Genomic DNA, 16,685 nt, shown 5'->3' with positions numbered 1-16,685 from the left:
AAGTGGAGAACGTACAATCGATGCCGAAATCCAAGGACCCGAGCACTGCGCGTATGGTGCAGTTGATGGGCCAGCTTGCACCGCTGGAGGGTTACAACCTGAGTCCGCTGGATGATGTGCGTTTTCTGCGTTCCAACCGGCCGCTGAAGCGCACCCCGGTTCTATATGAGCCGGGCATCGTCATCCTCTGTCAGGGGCAGAAACGCGGCTATCTGGGTGATGAAATTTACATCTATGACGCCCAGCATTATCTGGTGGTGTCAGTGCCAGTGCCTTTTACAATGGAGACCGACGCTAGCGAGGCGGAGCCAATGCTGGCGGTGTACATACGTCTGGATTTCAATCTGGCCGGCGAGCTGATTCAGCAGGTAGATGAGGTATGGAACATCCGCGTGGCTCAGCCTATGGGTATGTACGCCTCGCCCATGGACGAACCGCTGCGCCAGTCGACCCTGCGTTTTCTGGAAGTCATGGGCGACTGCACCGACGCGCAAATCCTCGGACCAGCGATGTTGCGCGAACTCTACTACCGCATTCTCACTGGCGAACAAGGCGGTACCCTACGCGCGGCTATCGCCCAGCAGGGTCAGTTCGGCAAGGTGACGCGCGCCATTCACAAAATCCACCGCTGTTACCACGAGCATCTGGATGTAGAAATCCTCGCCCAGGAAGCGCAGATGAGCGTGCCTAACTTTCATCTGCATTTTCGCAAGGTGACCGATTCCTCGCCTATGCAGTACCTCAAGTCGACGCGGTTGCATCAAGCGCGATTACTGATGCTGCGTAACGACCTGACAGCGGCCAAGTCGGCATTTCTGGTGGGTTATGAAAGTGCTTCGCAATTTAGCCGCGATTTCAAGCGCCTCTTCGGACGCACGCCAATAGCGGAGGTGGCGCGGATGAAGCAGGCTTATACGTTGCCGGCACCGACAACCCCGTCGCCCTTCGTGTCATCACACTGAGTTTCAAACAATCCTGTCTTGCCCGTCGCCAGTAGGCGTGGGAACGTGCGGATGGCGTGCCTGCCGACACAACGGGCGAGCGAAGTGTCACATCTGCTGCCGCATAGATAAACACCCATCCAGGATTTGTATATTCAGGGGCCTATCAGAAAAGCTATCGCTCTACGGCGATGCATTTGATCTCCACGAGAAGGCCGGGGCGAGCCAGTTCACCGACACCTATGCATGTCCATGCACAAGTACTCCGAGGAAAGACTTTATCCTTCACGCGTCTAAAAATTGGCATGTGGCGGTGCATATCGACGTGATAAGTTGTCATTTCGACGACATCTTCAAATTCGCACCCGCCGGCTTCCAAGACGAGCCGGAGATTGTCCCAAGCTGCCAAAAACTGCTGCTCTGGGTCTTCGATAACTGATAATTCCGGCGTCCGGCCTACCTGACCAGCGCAGTAAAGAGTCTTTCCTACCTTTACAGCTGGTGCATAACCAGCATGCTCGCAGAGCAATCTCATGCCATCTGGAACAATGATCTGACGATCAGTCATGGTTGTGGAGCCCAAAATATAAACGGATACGAAAGCTAACTCACGTGCCAGAACGGCGTCCAATCGGGTCACTGGGACTCAGCCTCATAAAACCGCATTCGCCACTCTAGAAACCCCGGCCAGTAAGCGAACGACAGACCACTAATAAATAAAGACGCGCATTGGCGTAGCTGCTTTCTCGATAGAAATACTAGCCCCGCGGCGAAAGAGCTATCGAGATCCGCCCGTTTAACGCCCTTACTCTGAAATTGACTTGTCGAGAAGGTGGCTCTCGACTGAAGAGGACTTGCGACGGCGAAAAATCCGTACGCCAGGCGACCGTAGCGGTGCTCTAACAATCTCAATCGGTAACCAGGTGAGGGTTATCGGGGAAAGAGCCACTGCGGTAGCGAACGCATTCAATCCCTCTTTGCAGATCACATCAGAAGAGAATTCGCTTTCCTCGCCATTGAAAGTACACACGATTCGCTCATCAAAGGACTTTGAGTAGGGCCGTCTACCCTCCTCATTTCCGCAGGTGTGTTTGATAATCTCACTGCTATCCAGAATGTTTCGATCAGGGAAGTTGAAGTCCGCAATATCCAAGCCACTGGCTCGCGTACCTGGCACTGATCGGCCCGGTCTGCTGAAAGAACCGTCGGCGTTCCTTCGCCATGGCAACAATTGAAGCAGCGCTCGCATCTCCGGCCGGCATGACAGGTTTGTGGTCGATTCCGATAACAGATGAGCGCGGGTTGTATCCGGCTCCTGCACAGGTGATCTGGACTGAGCCTGCAATTGGGATTGGAAATCTGCACTATGGGTCGTTGCCCGCTTCTTGTTTTCTGAAGTCGGTAACAGTGATGAAGCTGGCGGTACCGCAGATATATAGGTCATGGGGACGCCTCATATCAGGTCTGGTGTCATGAGTCTCGCCAGCATTCCTGGCGTGGCTGTTCAGTTTTTGCGCCATCAGATCCCGCTGAACCAGTTGTATCCCTGGTCTTCCCAATACCCGCCCGGGTTGTCGTTGCTCACGAAAATCTCGACAACATGCTTGGGGTTTTTGAAGCCCAATTTGGTGGGTACTCGAACCCGCAGCGGATAGCCGTACTCGGGCGGCAACGCGACATCAGCGTAATCCAGCGCCAGCAGTGTCTGTGGGTGCAAGGCCGTCGGCATGTCCAGACTGGAGTAATAGCGATCAGCACATTTGAAACCGACGAATTTCGCTGTGGTATCGGCACCGATGTGTTCCAGAAAGGTTTTGAGCGGTACACCTCCCCATTGTCCTATGGCGCTCCAACCTTCAACACAGATCAAACGGGTGATATCGCTACGTTGCGGCAGTTTGCGCAAGCTTTCGAGTGTCCATGGAGCCTTGTCCCTGACCCGGCCGGAGACGGCGAGCGAGTAACTGGCGAGGTCCACTTCAGGGATATCGTCCTGGCCATAGAATGCGTTGAACGGAAATGGCGTAGTGATCTGCGCGCGGGTGAAGGTCGGCGCCAGTTTCTGTCCGCTGAACAGCCATGCCTGGACCCTATCGTTCCAGCGCGACATGGCCCAAAGGACCTTGTCAACCTGATCGCCGTCCTGCAGGTTGCAGCCGGTCAGCATCGACATCGCACCCACGGTCAAGCCGGCACGAAGGAAATGCCGGCGCTGGATATTCTCCAACTCAAGCTGTTGCGCAGGTTCAAGCCTGACGCGCTGAACAGTTCCTTTTCTGGATTCAGTCATGGCCATTTCTCCTGATATCAAGCGACCGCACCCCACCTGAAATCATTGGCAGCAGGGTTTTGGGTACCAGCATTACCAACCCAAGATGAATCACGACGAATGCAGCAATTACCGCCATCGCCGCAAAATGTACGTAGCGAGCGACGTCATAGCCGCCCAGTAGCGCGACCAGCTCTTGAAGTTGAATGGGTTTCCAGATCGCCACACCCGAAATGACGACGAGTGCGCCTGCTGCCAGCACCATCCAGTACATCAGGCGCTGCACAGCGTTATAGACACCCTTTTCATGCACGAGCCGGAAGCGCAAAGCGTCCGTAAAATCACGCTTCAATGCGACAAGCCCAATGGGCAGCAACTCACGTTTGAAATGGCGACTGACGACGCCATACAGCACATAGATTGCGCCGTTGATCAGCAGCAGCCACATGAATGCAAAGTGCCAGGCCAGCGCCCCACCCAACCACCCGCCCACGGTTACCGACACTGGAAACCTGAAGCCGAACAGTGGCGAGGCGTTGTAAATGGCCCAACCGCTCATGAACATGCAGACCATGCAGGCGGCGTTGAGCCAGTGGGTGAGGCGAACCGGCCAGGGATGAAGCTTTTTCTGTCTCACGTGTTTCCCCCTCGAAACCAGCCATGTAGCGGAGCGTTGCCAAGCGGCAGCGCCCCTGCCTTTTCAGGTGATTACATCGGTGGCTGGAAGCCATCCTTGCCAACTGCAATGCCGCGCGCGGTGGTTCCATCTGCGGCGGGGAACACGACAATTTTCGTACCTTTGACCAGTTCATCGGCTTTGCCTGGCTCGACGTAGGCAATTGGCACATCGTCCGGTACGACGATTTGTTTCTCGCCACCCTTGTAGTTGACGGTCAATGTGCGGCCGTCAGCTTTGGACAGTTTCCCCACTGTACCGTTGGTCATGGTGCCTGTGCTGCCATCCGCGTTCTGCCAGCCATAATGACCTTCGCCGCTGCCCTTCAGGCTGGCGTCAAAAACCGTCACCTCCAGCGCCTTCAATGTTCCGTTGGCCTGCGGGATGGCCGCCGAGCCAATGAAGCTGTCGGATTTGATCGATTCGATATTGGCCTTCGATACCCGGTTGATACCGGTCTTGTCAGTCAGTCCGATAGTCTGCTGGGCGCCGGAGCGGACAGTGAATGTCAGCGTATTGTTGCTGACGCTTTCCACCGTGCCACGCAGCGGTTTGATCACCGGCATGTCAGCCGCGGTAGCAATGACGGCAGCACTGAGCATCAACAAACCGAATGTGGTAGACAAGGCGTTTTTTAGTTGCATGGTGACGATTCCTCATGGGGTGATGTGCCGCCATCCTCGACCGCAGACCGGGACGTCACGATGACCGCCGAATGACATTTTTGTCATTCGTCAGCCCTGCCCATGAATGACAGAAATGTAACCGACTGCGCCCGCTCATCCCGTTACACTGCACAGCCGAGATACCGATGTCGCGGGCTGAATCCTGTCATGAAGAGACCCGAGCGCGCCTCACGATGCATATCCTGCTAATCGAAGATGACACCAAAACAGGTGAGTACCTCAAAAAGGGGCTCGGCGAGTCCGGTTACAACGTCGACTGGACCCAGCACGGCGCCGACGGCCTGCACATGGCCTTGCATACGACCTACGATCTGATCGTGCTGGACGTGATGTTGCCCGGGATTGACGGGTTTCAGATCATCGAGCTTTTGCGCGCCAGACAAGACGTCCCCGTGCTGTTCCTGACCGCGCGCGACCAGTTGCAGGACCGCATTCGCGGCCTGGAACTGGGCGCCGATGACTACTTGGTCAAACCTTTTTCGTTTACTGAACTGCTGTTACGCATCCGCACCATCTTGCGTCGTGGTGTCGTGCGCGAAGCCGACCATTTCCACCTCGCCGACCTCGAGCTGGATCTGGTCCGGCGCCGCGTTACACGCCAGCAGCAGGTGATCGTGCTGACCAACAAGGAGTTCGCCCTGCTGCATCTATTTCTGCGCCGGGCAGGCGATGTGCTGTCCAGGACACAGATCGCTTCGGAAGTCTGGGACATGAATTTTGACAGCGATACCAACGTGGTGGACGTAGCGGTCAAGCGCCTGCGCAGCAAGGTCGATCAGCCCTACCCTATCAAGCTGATCCATACCATTCGCGGTATCGGCTATGTCTGCGAGGTGAGGCCATGCGGTCCCGACGCCAACCCTCTCTGACCCTGCGATCGACCGTGGCGTTTTCCATGGTAGCGATGCTGGCCGTGGCCGGTGCAGGCGTTTATCTGTATCAGACGATGAAAGCCTCGGTATTGGTGTACAGCGATCATGCGGTCATGGGCCGCCTGGAACATTTTCGCAAGCTGCTGCACTACGATCTCGCCATCGAAAAGCTGCGCGACAGCCCGCAGATTTTCAAGAACATGCTCGACAGCGAAGACGACATCTTCATCATTGAAGAGCCCGGACAGCAACCGGTAATCCAGGTAAATCCACTGAACGTCACGTTGCCTGAACTGCCCGTGATCGGCCAGGATACAAAGCTGAGCGTCAGTGACCTGCGTAGCGGCGTGACCGACTCGGGAACAATGCTGCGCGCCGCCTCCGTCGTCACGACGTCGGGGGGACGTGAAGTGCGCCTGACCGCCGCGCACCTCATGGGCAAGGAAATGGCTATGCTCGCGGCGTATCGCGAACGTATCTACCTGGCCGTTGCCCTTGCGTTTCTGGCCACCGCGTTGCTGGGTTACCTGGTACTGCGTCGAGGGCTGCGTCCGTTACGCAAGATGGCCGCGCATGCGGCAGCGATAACACCCGAGCGTCTGCACAGCCGTATGGACAGCTCCGATACGCCGGTTGAACTGCAACAGCTGAGTGACGCCTATAACGCGATGCTCGATCGTCTTGCCCGGGGTTATCAACGATTGACGCAATTTTCCGCTGACCTTGCCCATGAAATCCGCACGCCGGTGGGGTCGCTGATGGGGCATTGCCAGGTCGCCCTTCGCCAGCGCCGCAGCGAGGATGACTATCAGGCACTGATCGCTTCGAACCTTGAAGAGCTCGAACGGATCTCGCGCATCGTCGAAAGCATTCTGTTCCTTGCGCGCGCCGATGAAGCGCACGCACTGGTGGAGCGCCAGCAACTATCGCTGCATGACGAATCGCAGCGCATTGCCGACTATTTTGAAGGCTTGGCTGAAGAGCGGCGAATGACCGTACAGATAACAGGCGATGGAAACGTGCTCGCTGACCCTTTGCTGCTGCGCAGAGCCTTGAGCAACCTGGTGGCAAACGCCGTTCGCTATGCCTACGAGGGCACCGAGATTCAGATCCGGGTGATGGAAACCCCCGGCGGAGCCCGCATTGAAGTGAAGAACCAAGGGCCTGTGCTGAGTGATGAAACCGTGGGCAAACTCTTCGACCGCTTTTACCGCGGCGATGCGTCTCGCCACCAGAACTCTGACTCCTACGGCCTTGGCCTCGCCATCGTCGTGGCAATCATGCAACTGCATGAAGGTCACGTGCGTGTCGAACAGCCAAAGCCCGGGGTTATCTGTTTTTCGCTGTCATTCCCTGGAGCTTGAACGACGTCGGCGGACAGTGCTTGTCGTTCGCTGCCCCCAACTGAAACTCATGCGCGCAGGTCAACTGTCTGAGGGCTTGCCCAGGCTCTGGTGCTCGACCGGCGCATACTTTTCTTCGCCAGCAACGGGTACCCAGTCCTTCAAAGGTGTAAGAAAGTGCAGTTCAAAACGACGTGACAAGAACGCCCATCTTCCGTCCCGACGTTCAAACCTGTCGTGGTACAGCCCGCTGACTTGCACCGGGCCTTTTTCAATGTCGTGAAACAGGCAATCCGCAGCCACCGTACCCACCGCGCTGTCACCCTTAATATCGATCAGCGGGTTGGCCATCCAGTGATGCATATGTGGCATCTGGCGCCAGCTGTTTTGCGCCATCGCGAGGATTTCGTCACGGTTTCCGGCTTGGCCAAAACCCGGTAGATCCAGTGTTGATTCTTCGTGCCAGATACCGCTCAGGAGCGAGGCGTCGATGCGGTCGAAGGCATTGGCGTAGGCGTTTATCAGCGACTCGATGGCGGCGCGACTTTCCAGGGCGTCCAGTCGGGCGGTCAGTTGTTCCATGTTCATGATGGGGTTTCCTGCTGAGGCTTCGCATAAGCGACGAAGGCAGCCCTCCGCGAGGGCTGCGCTACGGTTGAGCACGTGTTCAGATCTGCGACAGGCCGCCGTCGACCATCAGCTCCACACCGTTGACATATTTCGCATCGGCAGATGCAAGGAACAGCGCCGACGAGGCGATTTCTTCAGGTTGGGCCATATACCCCAGCGGAGTGATCTGCTCGACGTGTTGGCGCAGCGCGGCAATGTCGCTCTCGCTCATCTTCAAGCCGTTATCCATCAGAGGCGTGCGGGTGAAGCCAGGGCTCAGGACATTCGCTCGAATCTTGCGACCTTTGAGTTCGTTGGCCCAAGTCCTGGCGAAGGACCGTACTGCGGCCTTGGATGCGTTGTAGAGGCTCAGTCCTTCCATCCCATTGCTGGAACAGATAGAGGCCGTCAACACGATCGACGCACCGTTTTTCAACAATGGCATCAACGTTTGAACGGTAAAAAAAACCCCCTTCACGTTAATGTCGAACATGTTGAAATAAGCCGCCTCGGTGGTCTCGCCCAGCGGGTTCTTTTCGCAAATACCCGCGTTGGCAAACACTGAGTCCAGCTGATCGTCGCGCGCCTCAATTGTAGCTTTGAGTTTATCGAGATCAGCCTGGCTGGCGACATCGGAAATGACCGCTACGACTCTGTCGCCTAGCTTCGCCACCGCCGCCTCCAGCGTGGCTGCAGAACGACCCGTGATGTAAACACGCTTGGCTCCCTCGGCAATCAAACCTTGCGCAATTGCAAACCCGATCCCTGTGGATGCCCCGGTGACGACTGCAACCTGATTAGCGAATTTGCCTGACATATCTGACTCCTCAGTCTCGATTGTGTGGCTCGACTGGAACCACAGTGCGGCCATTTTGAGAGGAGTCAGGGGCTGAGCGGCACTGCCATAAATGAACATTGGCCGTTCATTTATGTGAGGCGTAAGGGAAGGTTTGATCGTTTAGATTGGAGTCAGCTGATTCAGAGCATGACCTGCAATCGAGAATATTCTGGAACCGAAGGGTTCCAGGAAGGAGACCTTATGCCTAAGACAAAAGTCGCCCCCCCGGAACCGCGGCGTTGGTTGATGTTCACCATCTTGTTGGTCGGTGCATTTTTACCGCCGCTGGATTTTTTCATCGTCAACGTAGCGCTGCCTTCAATTCAGCAATCGCTAGGCACGGCCTCCTCCGCCGAACAGTTGATCATCTCCTCGTATGCGGCGCTTTATGCCGTGACACTGATTACCGGTGGACGGCTGGGTGACATCTATGGCCGCATGAGAATGTTCTTCGTTGGTCTGGTTGGCTTTGCCGTTGCCTCACTGATCTGCGGTGTAGCCGAGTCACCCTGGGTGTTGATCGCCGGACGTTCGCTGCAAGGCGTGACGGCAGCCATCATGGCACCTCAGGCACTCGCATCAGTGCAGGCGATATTCCCCGACTCCGAAAAGCCCTTGGCACTGAGCCTGTATGGCGCGGTCTTTGGTCTGGCTTCGGTAGTCGGCCAGGCACTTGGCGGAATATTGATATCGCTCAACCTGATGAACCTGGGCTGGCGGGCGATATTTCTGGTGAATTTACCGATTGCGTTACTGGTCATCCTTGTCGCCATTCCAGTGGTCAAGGAAACCCACGCACCACAGACAAGCAAGCTGGATCTGGGCGGAACGCTATTGTCGATGGTGACGCTTGCGGCTCTGATCATTCCTCTGATCGAGGGGCGTGAATCGGGTTGGCCTTTGTGGGCCTGGCTGTCGCTTGCAGCGGTGCCGCTGCTGGCCTGGCTGTTCTGGCGCTACGAAGCCCGCCTGCATCAAGCGCAAGGTGCTCCGTTGCTGAATCCTGCCGCACTGCGCGCGCCCGGTCTTGCCCGGGCACTGCTCGTCGCCCTCACCTTTTACGCGATCGGCGTGTTTTTCCTGCTGCTTTCCATTTATCTACAGGGAGCGCTGCACACGAGCCCACTCAATGCAGGCCTCGTCTTCCTTCCTTTCGGCGCGGGATTTTTGCTGGGACCGCTTTCCACCCCTCAGTTCAGGCGTTTTCTGGGGGCATACGTCAATCCCGTCGGAATGGGGCTTGAAGTGTTGGGATTTGTGCTCTTGGCCTGGCTCGTGGCGCACACGCCGATGTCCGCCAGCCCCGCTGCGCTGCCCCTTGCCGTCATTCTGTTTCTGATCGGTTTCGGACAAGGATTAGCCCTTCCGACATTGATGCGCATGATCACAGGACGTGTGGCACCCGCATACTCCGGCATGATTGCAGGCATTACCAGCTCCACCCTGCAAATCAGCACGTCACTGAGCGTGGCAATAATAGGCGGCATTTTCTACACCCTTCTAGGCACGGATACGGACGCGGCTGCCATCACCCACGCTTTCACCGTCTCCATACTCTGCATCGCAGCATGCCTGGCGGTAGGCGCGGGATTGAGCCTTACCCTGACGCGCCAACCTGCTACTGATCCGCAAACGGCGGCCATGCACCCAGCAGAGTGAGTCAACCGCATGCCTGATTGCCGATCATGATGGAAGCAAGATCGGCAAGAGCACGAAGGCTGTCCATCTGGCGCATGTCCTGGTGGTAGCCCATCCATATGTCGCGACCCGGTGGCGGCTCGTGCGGATCAATCAACCGCAGCGCCGTTAATTGGTCACCCAAGGCGCGGGGCAATACGGCAACGCCCTGCCCCTGCGTGCACATTTGCGCCTGGACTGTGCGGCTGCTACTGGTGAACAAGGTACGCGCCAGAGGGTAACGCTGCTGCAGCCACTGCACATCGGGATAATGAGACTGGGCAACACTCATGGTAATCAAACCAACCCCCTCGCCCTGTGGCTCGGGATCAGCAGATCCGACGGCCGTGTATAACCCATAGCTCAGGGAGATCAGCTTGCGGTGAACAATATCGGGTTCGGTGAAAGGGACGATTCGAAACGCGATATCGGCGTCGCGACGAGCCAGGTCAAACAATCGATGCCCGGCGATAACCTCAGGCACAATCAGAGGGTAACGTCGCCCCAGTTCACTGAGGACGGGGGCCAGCACATAACAGGCAAACCAGTCAGCGCAAGAAATGCGCAACACACCTTCTGGCTGGGCGCTGTCGCCCGCCAGGCGCCTTTCGATGGCCAACGCACTCTGCTCCATTTCCTGCGCTAGGCTGAGCAGCTTCTCTCCGCTGTCGGTCAGTACCAAACCTTGGGTGGTACGCAGGAAAATGGGCTGGCCACTGGACTGCTCAAGCACCTGCAAGCGCCGCCCCACGGTCGGATGGCTAACACCCAACAGCTTGGCAGCAGCGCCCAATGACCCACTGCGGGCAATCGCGAGAAAGATCCGCACATCACTCCAGTCCATACTCTACCCCGTACAAAAATGAACAGTGAGAGTGCAGTAATGGCAGTGCCGTAGCAATCCCAGGCTCGACATACTTCTCTGCATACACCTTCGTCGAAACACCAACCGAGGGACTGCAAATGAAGATTGGCTTTATCGGTGTGGGAAGCATGACCAGAGCGATCATTCCGTTGCTCATCCGGGCCGGCCATCACGTATCGGCATGGAACCGTAGTCACGCTGCGATTATGGATCTCGAAGGAGTAAGCGTTCTCGAATCCCCGTCCTCGGCCTTTCAGCAAGAGGTCGTCATCAGCCTGCTGGCCGATGATGCCGCCGTCAGGGAAGTGCTGCTGTCCAGCGCTGCTCTGGAAAATGCAGACAAGGCCTGCGTGCATGTCGTGATGTCGACTTTGTCGCCTTCACTCATGGTCGAGTTGCAGGGCATGCATGATGCAATCGGCATGGCATTGGTCGCGGCACCGGTTTTCGGCGTGCCCGCCGTGGCCGCGAGCGGCGAGTTGAACATCCTGGCGGCCGGATCGCAGCTAGCTGTCTCGACGGTTCAACCGCTGTTTGACCTGCTCGGGAAAAAAACCTGGTATCTGGGCGATCAGCCTGAACACGCGTGTATCGCGAAAATCGCCGGCAACATGATGATCACTCAAGCCATCCAGTCGCTGGGCGAAGCAAGCGGACTCGTTCAACGCCACGGACTGACCCCTTCGATTTTCGTCAACCTCATGACCCAGACCCTGTTCGCCTGCCCCAGTTATCAACGGTATGGGCAGAACATCGCCAACAACAGCTTTGAACCGGGTTTCAAACTGTCTCTTGGCCTCAAGGATATAAATCTGGCTATTGATGCGGGCCGTCTCAAGGACCTGGAACTGCCTGCTGCGGATGCAGTGCGATCGAAAATGACGTCGGCAGTTGCCCGGGGAGACGGGCACAAGGACTGGTCGGTCTTCGCTACGCAGACACTTACCCAATCAGCCGATCATGCCCAGCAACCCTGGCGAAGCGCACCGATAAAACGTACGCGGCGTGGCAACTTCTGGGTGACCGGCGCCCGTGTTACCCAGAACGGTAAAAATTTCCAGAAGGGTCCGATGTACGTAGCCTGGGAATCCCCTGAGCACATCACTCAAGCCTATCCCGTGGTGCTGGTGCACGGCGGCACGCTGCAGGGCACCGAATGGCTGGATACACCCGATGGTCGCCCGGGATGGGCGCAGCGGTTCCTCGAAGCGGGCTTCGTAGTCTTTCGCGTCGACAGACCCGGCCACGGGCGATCGCCGTATCACCCCGACATCATGGGACCGATGGGGCCAGCGTTCTCCTATGAACGCGCCCGCGAAGTTTACTTTCCAGAGGGAGGTGGAGAAACGCAGTGGCCGTTTGAGTCGGATGACGAAGCAGCGTTTGACGCCTTCATTGCAGCTTACGGCCCCATGCCGGCTGACCTTGCGGCCTCGCAGACCCTGGACGCGGACCGACTGGCCGAACTGCTCGACAGAATCGGTAAGGCCATCATCGTTACGCATTCCGCTTCCGGGCCCAGTGGCTGGTTGGTCGCCGATCGTCGACCCGACCTGATCGCAGGGATTGTGGCAGTGGAGCCTATGGGGCCGGTATTTGGCCATACGCCGGGTATAGGCAGCCTCGAATGGGGACTGACCGCCGCCCCTTTGACCTTTGATCCGCCTCGCGAGACGGCGGAGCAAGTCCGCACAGCAGAACCATCAACCCTGAAAATTCCCGGATTGCAGGGCGTTCCGGTAGCGCTGATGACAGGTGAGACATCAGCGTTTGCTTCTTACGCATCCAGCATTGTCCCTTTCCTGCGAAATGCCGGTGCCAACATTCACCACCTGGATCTACCGGCACTGGGTATTCACGGCAACGGCCACGGATTGATCTATGAACGCAATTCAGACTCGGCTTTCAAGGTAGTCATGCAGTGGCTGGAGGAATCGTTGAACATGCCCGATCCCGCGTAAAGCGCCTGCTCAGGTTCTCCGTCCAATCATGGAAGGACCAAGGAAGGGTACAGACAAGCCCCTTAGAACAACTGCCACGAGGTTATCCATGGACAATTCCGACATCACGCGTCAACTCTCGGCATTCAGACAAACCATCGACAATATCGACGCCGCGCTCATCCACATGCTTGCTGAACGGTTCCGCTGTACTGATGAGGTCGGCTTGCTTAAAGCCCGACATCAATTGCCAGCGGTGGACAAGAAGAGAGAGCAGCATCAATACGAACGTCTGACAGCCCTCGCCCAGGAGGCCAACCTCGATACGGCCTTCGTCCAGAAGCTGATGCAGTTTGTCATCGGTGAAGTGGTCGACCGCCACAGACAATTTGCGGCCAGGCATAACCCAGGACTCTGCGAGGGCGCTGTCCTCAAACCTGAAAACACCGCCGTCTAACCCGCCGCCTCCCCTCACTAGACGCCCGGGAATTGCTGATAGATCGCAGACAACTCGATAGAGAAGCGACTGAATAAGCCCCTTTCTCCGACCGATTCCTGAAAGGCAATTAGACTATCAAGACGAGCAGAACCGCATGAAATGGCCAATGATCGATCAGATTCGCAGTTTCACTGTTTTACCCTCTGGCTACACATGGGATTACCTGAAACGCGAGGAGATCGATGTAGCGATAATTTTTTTCCAGACGTGGTTTCCCTCCATTACGGTGGGGTTAGGGAGCCCTTTTCTGAACCAGCAATTTTATGAAGACAACGTGGTGCTCGAAGACGATCTGGAGCGGGCGATGTTCGCTATAGTGGTCCGCCGAAATCATGAAATCGTCGCGATAGCAACGTGGGAAAAAATTGACGGCGCTGATGTCATCTTCGGGCGAGTGGGCGCGGTAGCCAAACATCATAGACAAACCAAACTGGCCGTAGCTGCCCAAGACCTCGGAGAAAAAATGGGAAGGTTCATGGGAGCGGGCTTGATCTATGGTATGGCGACAACCAGCGCTCCGTATATGCAACAAGCACTGGAGCATGCGGGTTACAAAGCCGTAGGAATAATGCCTGGCTTCGACCAAGAGGAAACAGAGCCAGGAATCGTTCGCAGGGTTTACGAAGTAATCTACGCAAAACGACTCGCCCCCAACTCAAATTTTCTGATTCCTTCAGTACACAACCTCACACCGACCGTCGCTCGGCTTTATGCAGAAATATTTCACGAAACAATCAGGGCTGAATGAGAGGCAAGCATAAAACCAGTGTGTTTCGGATCAAATAAAGATCCTCGCTCACGCTGATTGCGTTGCTCGGGAGCGCCGCTTTAGCTTGCGTGCACCGAATACCAGGTACTGCCATACTGGAGTCAGTCGCAGGTCACCATTCAAGATCACTCGCACACTCAATGCGATTGGGGGCAAAAGGGGGGGCAAATAACAGCATTATCGACCTGAAAACGCCTTCCTAGAGCCTAGTCAAAATGTTTTTTGGGGATCCGGATAGTCTCTAGGGGTATTCTCCGCTATTCGATAGACCGGCCTGAGGCTTTCAGCGGAACAGTGGAAGCAATAAAACTGCGTATGTCGGCCGAATGAAAACGGTGAGCGCTCACCGTTTTCATTCGGGTCGGGATACTAATATTTGAAACGACCCACCAGGCCTTTGAGCTGACCGGAAATGTCTATCAATCGACCCGAGCCAGCCTGTGACGACTGAGCAAAGCCTTCGACCAGTTGGGCATCGGCATGGATCTGCGCGATGTGGCGATTGATCTCTTCGGCCACTTGGTGCTGCTCCTCAGCGGCTGTGGCGATCTGGGTATTCTGGTCGCGGATCGAGTCCACCGAGCCACGGATCTTGTCGAAGCTGTCACGCGCCTGCTGAATGCGTTCCACGCTGGCGTGGGACACTTGCAGGCTGCCTTGCATCTGCTGCGTTACCTCCTGAGTGCGGCGGGCGAGATTGCCCAGCAAGCTGTCGATCTCGCCGGTGGAGTCGGCTGTCCTGCGAGCCAGGGCGCGGACTTCGTCGGCGACTACGGCGAAACCTCGGCCTTGGTCACCGGCGCGCGCCGCTTCAATCGCCGCGTTGAGCGCCAGCAAGTTGGTCTGCTCGGCAATCGAGCGGATGGTGTCGAGAATGGTGTTGATGTTCTGGCTGTCCTGCTCCAGCAACTGCATGGTCTGGGTCGACTTCTGCAGGTCTTCGCTGAGCTTGAGCACGCTGCCGGTGGCTTCGCCGATGTGCTGCTGGCCGTCATGTACGTCGCGGTAGCCTTCGTCGGCACTCGTCGCGGCAGCACTGCACGAACGTGCAACTTCGTTGGCAGTAGCGACCATTTCGTTGAATGCGGTGCTCACCAACTCCACGGCCTCACGCTGGCGACCTGCAGCCTGGTTCATATTGTTGGCCACGTCGCTAGTCTCGGCGGCGGCGGTCTGCAGGTCAGATGAGGCGTTGCCGATGCGCTGCACCAATTGTGCGATCATGCCCAGGAACTGGTTGAACCAGCCCGCCAGGCTGGCGGTTTCGTCCTTGCCCTGCACCTGGAGTTGGCGCGTCAGGTCGCCTTCTCCTTCGGCGATTTCTTGCAGGCCGTCGGCCACGCCGCGAATCGGACGCACGATGACGCTGGCAAAGCTGGCGCCTACTATCGCGAACACCAACGCCAATGCCGCGGCAATGGCGGCGATCAACCAGGTCAGGCGGGTGACGTCGGCCATCACTTCATCACGCTTGATCAGGCCGATAAAGCGCCAGCCCAGGCCTTTGGAGCTGACCACGTTGGCCATGTACGCCACGCCATCAATCTCGATTTGGGTCACGCCGTCGCCTCCTTTGGCTAGTTCGGCGTAGTTGGGCCCCAGGTCGGCCAGAGGTTTGAAGTTGTGCTTCGCGTCGCTGGCGTCTACCAGCACGTTACCGTTGTCTTCCACCAGCATCAGGTAGCCGCTATCGCCCAGCTTGATGTTGCGCACCAGCTCGGTGAGTTGCTTGAGCGACACGTCCAGACCAACCACTCCCAGGATATTCCCGGCGGCGTCGGCGACAGTACGCACAGTGCCGATCAGCGTCACATCGTCCGGCGCCCAATAGTAGGCCCCCGTGCGCACAGTGGCGCCTGGCGTGGCGATGGCCGCTTTATACCAGGGACGGACGCGCGGATCGTAGTTGTTCAGCTTGGTGTCGTCCGGCCAACTGGCGTAGCCGCCGTCGCTCAGACCCAGGGACAGGTAAGCAGTACTCGGATGACTTTTGGCGAACTGGTCAAATATCGCCAGCAGCTCTTTGTTGGCCTGAGTAAGTGGAATTTGCGCGGCTTCGGCACCCGCGTAGCTCTTGAGGTCTTTGGCCGCGACAACGCGCGGGTCCTTGGCTACATAGTCGACGTTTTGGCTTATGCCGTCGAAAAACTGCTTCATCCCATTGTCGATCTGGCGGATCTCACGACCGCTGCTGTCGAGAAAATTGGCCAGGGCCCCCTCTCGCAAATTCAGCACTACCAAAACGGCGACCAAGATGACCGGGACGCACGCGATAGCTGCGAACGCCCAGGTCAGCTTCTGCTTGATATTCATGACTTCACCTGCGGATATTTATAGTTTTGGCAAGGGGAAACGCTAGAAGTGAACGTCGCATGTGTTGTTATGAGGAGATAGAGCCCATGCGTACTCTGAGTTATCGACCGCGACGCAGCGCACTTTAGAACGGCGAACATCGGCAAACTCAGGGCAATCTATCTGCGATTAAAGAAAGGCTTCCCTGCCATTGAAAACCTTCCATAACGTCGCATCGATTTTCCTGGCCGCTGCTTCACTGACCCAACCCTGCCAGATTTCGGGATCCGGCTTCTGCGCCAGTTAGACCCAATCCAATTGGCCCATTAGCGGCGTGGGAGTTCAGTAGCAGAACAGGATCGGTTCGCCCCGCTTGCAGCTCGATAGCACGGCTGCGTCCCTGGTTACG

14 protein-coding genes and 3 pseudogenes are annotated in these 16,685 nt (G+C 57.0%); 7 read left to right on the top strand and 10 right to left on the bottom strand.

The window, feature by feature from the left end:
• The first annotated feature begins 20 nt into the window (after window positions 1–20).
• Window positions 21–962 carry an AraC family transcriptional regulator gene (locus tag ACI514_RS09275; RefSeq protein ID WP_056859947.1) on the top strand — a complete coding sequence of 314 codons (942 nt, stop codon included), beginning with the start codon at window positions 21–23 and terminating at the stop codon, window positions 960–962.
• A gap of 154 nt (window positions 963–1,116) precedes the next feature.
• Here the strand turns inward: ACI514_RS09275 and ACI514_RS09270 are convergent, their stop codons facing one another.
• The 4 genes from ACI514_RS09270 to ACI514_RS09255 form a co-directional block, all read right to left on the bottom strand.
• Window positions 1,117–1,509, bottom strand: a complete 393-nt coding sequence (locus tag ACI514_RS09270) for a RidA family protein (protein WP_056860328.1) — start codon at window positions 1,507–1,509, stop codon at window positions 1,117–1,119.
• Between the two features lie 951 nt (window positions 1,510–2,460).
• Entirely contained in the window at window positions 2,461–3,231 is a 771-nt protein-coding gene (locus tag ACI514_RS09265) for a molybdopterin-dependent oxidoreductase (RefSeq protein WP_056859946.1), read from the bottom strand.
• Window positions 3,224–3,847: a cytochrome b/b6 domain-containing protein gene (locus ACI514_RS09260; protein ID WP_056859945.1), complete on the bottom strand. Its 624-nt coding sequence runs from the start codon at window positions 3,845–3,847 to the stop codon at window positions 3,224–3,226. Before ACI514_RS09260 ends, ACI514_RS09265 begins: the two co-directional genes overlap by 8 nt.
• A 71-nt stretch (window positions 3,848–3,918) precedes the next feature.
• Complete coding sequence (locus ACI514_RS09255) at window positions 3,919–4,530, bottom strand: hypothetical protein (RefSeq protein ID WP_056859944.1); 612 nt, start codon at window positions 4,528–4,530, stop codon at window positions 3,919–3,921.
• Between the two features lie 215 nt (window positions 4,531–4,745).
• On the opposite strand from ACI514_RS09255, the gene ACI514_RS09250 reads away from it, so the two are divergent.
• Window positions 4,746–5,441, top strand: a complete 696-nt coding sequence (locus tag ACI514_RS09250) for a heavy metal response regulator transcription factor (protein WP_056859943.1) — start codon at window positions 4,746–4,748, stop codon at window positions 5,439–5,441.
• Entirely contained in the window at window positions 5,414–6,808 is a 1,395-nt protein-coding gene (locus ACI514_RS09245) for a heavy metal sensor histidine kinase (RefSeq protein WP_405123590.1), read from the top strand. The genes ACI514_RS09250 and ACI514_RS09245 overlap by 28 nt, the downstream gene beginning before the upstream one ends.
• A gap of 60 nt (window positions 6,809–6,868) precedes the next feature.
• Here ACI514_RS09245 and ACI514_RS09240 read toward each other — a convergent pair whose 3' ends face one another.
• Window positions 6,869–7,369, bottom strand: a complete 501-nt coding sequence (locus tag ACI514_RS09240) for a nuclear transport factor 2 family protein (protein WP_056860327.1) — start codon at window positions 7,367–7,369, stop codon at window positions 6,869–6,871.
• Window positions 7,370–7,454: 85 nt separating this feature from the next.
• Complete coding sequence (locus ACI514_RS09235; protein ID WP_056860326.1) at window positions 7,455–8,213, bottom strand: SDR family oxidoreductase; 759 nt, start codon at window positions 8,211–8,213, stop codon at window positions 7,455–7,457.
• Window positions 8,214–8,480: 267 nt separating this feature from the next.
• On the opposite strand from ACI514_RS09235, the gene ACI514_RS09230 reads away from it, so the two are divergent.
• A complete protein-coding gene (locus tag ACI514_RS09230; protein WP_223271418.1) occupies window positions 8,481–9,893 on the top strand; it encodes an MFS transporter in 1,413 nt (470 codons plus the stop codon).
• Window position 9,894: 1 nt separating this feature from the next.
• Here ACI514_RS09230 and ACI514_RS09225 read toward each other — a convergent pair whose 3' ends face one another.
• The gene (locus ACI514_RS09225) at window positions 9,895–10,755 is read right to left on the bottom strand and encodes a LysR family transcriptional regulator (RefSeq protein WP_056859940.1); all 861 of its coding nucleotides are present in this window, start codon (window positions 10,753–10,755) and stop codon (window positions 9,895–9,897) included.
• Window positions 10,756–10,874: 119 nt separating this feature from the next.
• On the opposite strand from ACI514_RS09225, the gene ACI514_RS09220 reads away from it, so the two are divergent.
• From ACI514_RS09220 to ACI514_RS09210, 3 genes are all read left to right on the top strand, one after another.
• Window positions 10,875–12,737 carry an NAD(P)-binding domain-containing protein gene (locus ACI514_RS09220; protein WP_223271419.1) on the top strand — a complete coding sequence of 621 codons (1,863 nt, stop codon included), beginning with the start codon at window positions 10,875–10,877 and terminating at the stop codon, window positions 12,735–12,737.
• 88 nt (window positions 12,738–12,825) lie between these two features.
• Window positions 12,826–13,173 carry a chorismate mutase gene (locus ACI514_RS09215; protein ID WP_058426038.1) on the top strand — a complete coding sequence of 116 codons (348 nt, stop codon included), beginning with the start codon at window positions 12,826–12,828 and terminating at the stop codon, window positions 13,171–13,173.
• A gap of 136 nt (window positions 13,174–13,309) precedes the next feature.
• A complete protein-coding gene (locus ACI514_RS09210) occupies window positions 13,310–13,963 on the top strand; it encodes a hypothetical protein (RefSeq protein ID WP_127927330.1) in 654 nt (217 codons plus the stop codon).
• A 390-nt stretch (window positions 13,964–14,353) separates the two neighbouring features.
• Here the strand turns inward: ACI514_RS09210 and ACI514_RS09205 are convergent.
• The 3 pseudogenes from ACI514_RS09205 to ACI514_RS09195 all read right to left on the bottom strand — a co-directional run.
• A pseudogene (locus ACI514_RS09205) lies at window positions 14,354–14,890 on the bottom strand (methyl-accepting chemotaxis protein); the annotation flags it as partial.
• A 324-nt stretch (window positions 14,891–15,214) separates the two neighbouring features.
• Window positions 15,215–16,141, bottom strand: a pseudogene (locus tag ACI514_RS09200) (cache domain-containing protein); the annotation flags it as partial.
• A 324-nt stretch (window positions 16,142–16,465) separates the two neighbouring features.
• Window positions 16,466–16,675: pseudogene (locus ACI514_RS09195) on the bottom strand (hypothetical protein); the annotation flags it as partial.
• Window positions 16,676–16,685: the final 10 nt, after the last annotated feature.

This window comes from Pseudomonas sp. M20 (assembly GCF_045037865.1).
In the GTDB taxonomy this organism is placed as follows: Bacteria; Pseudomonadota; Gammaproteobacteria; order Pseudomonadales; family Pseudomonadaceae; genus Aquipseudomonas.
This window is presented reverse-complemented; position numbering and strand designations above follow the sequence as displayed.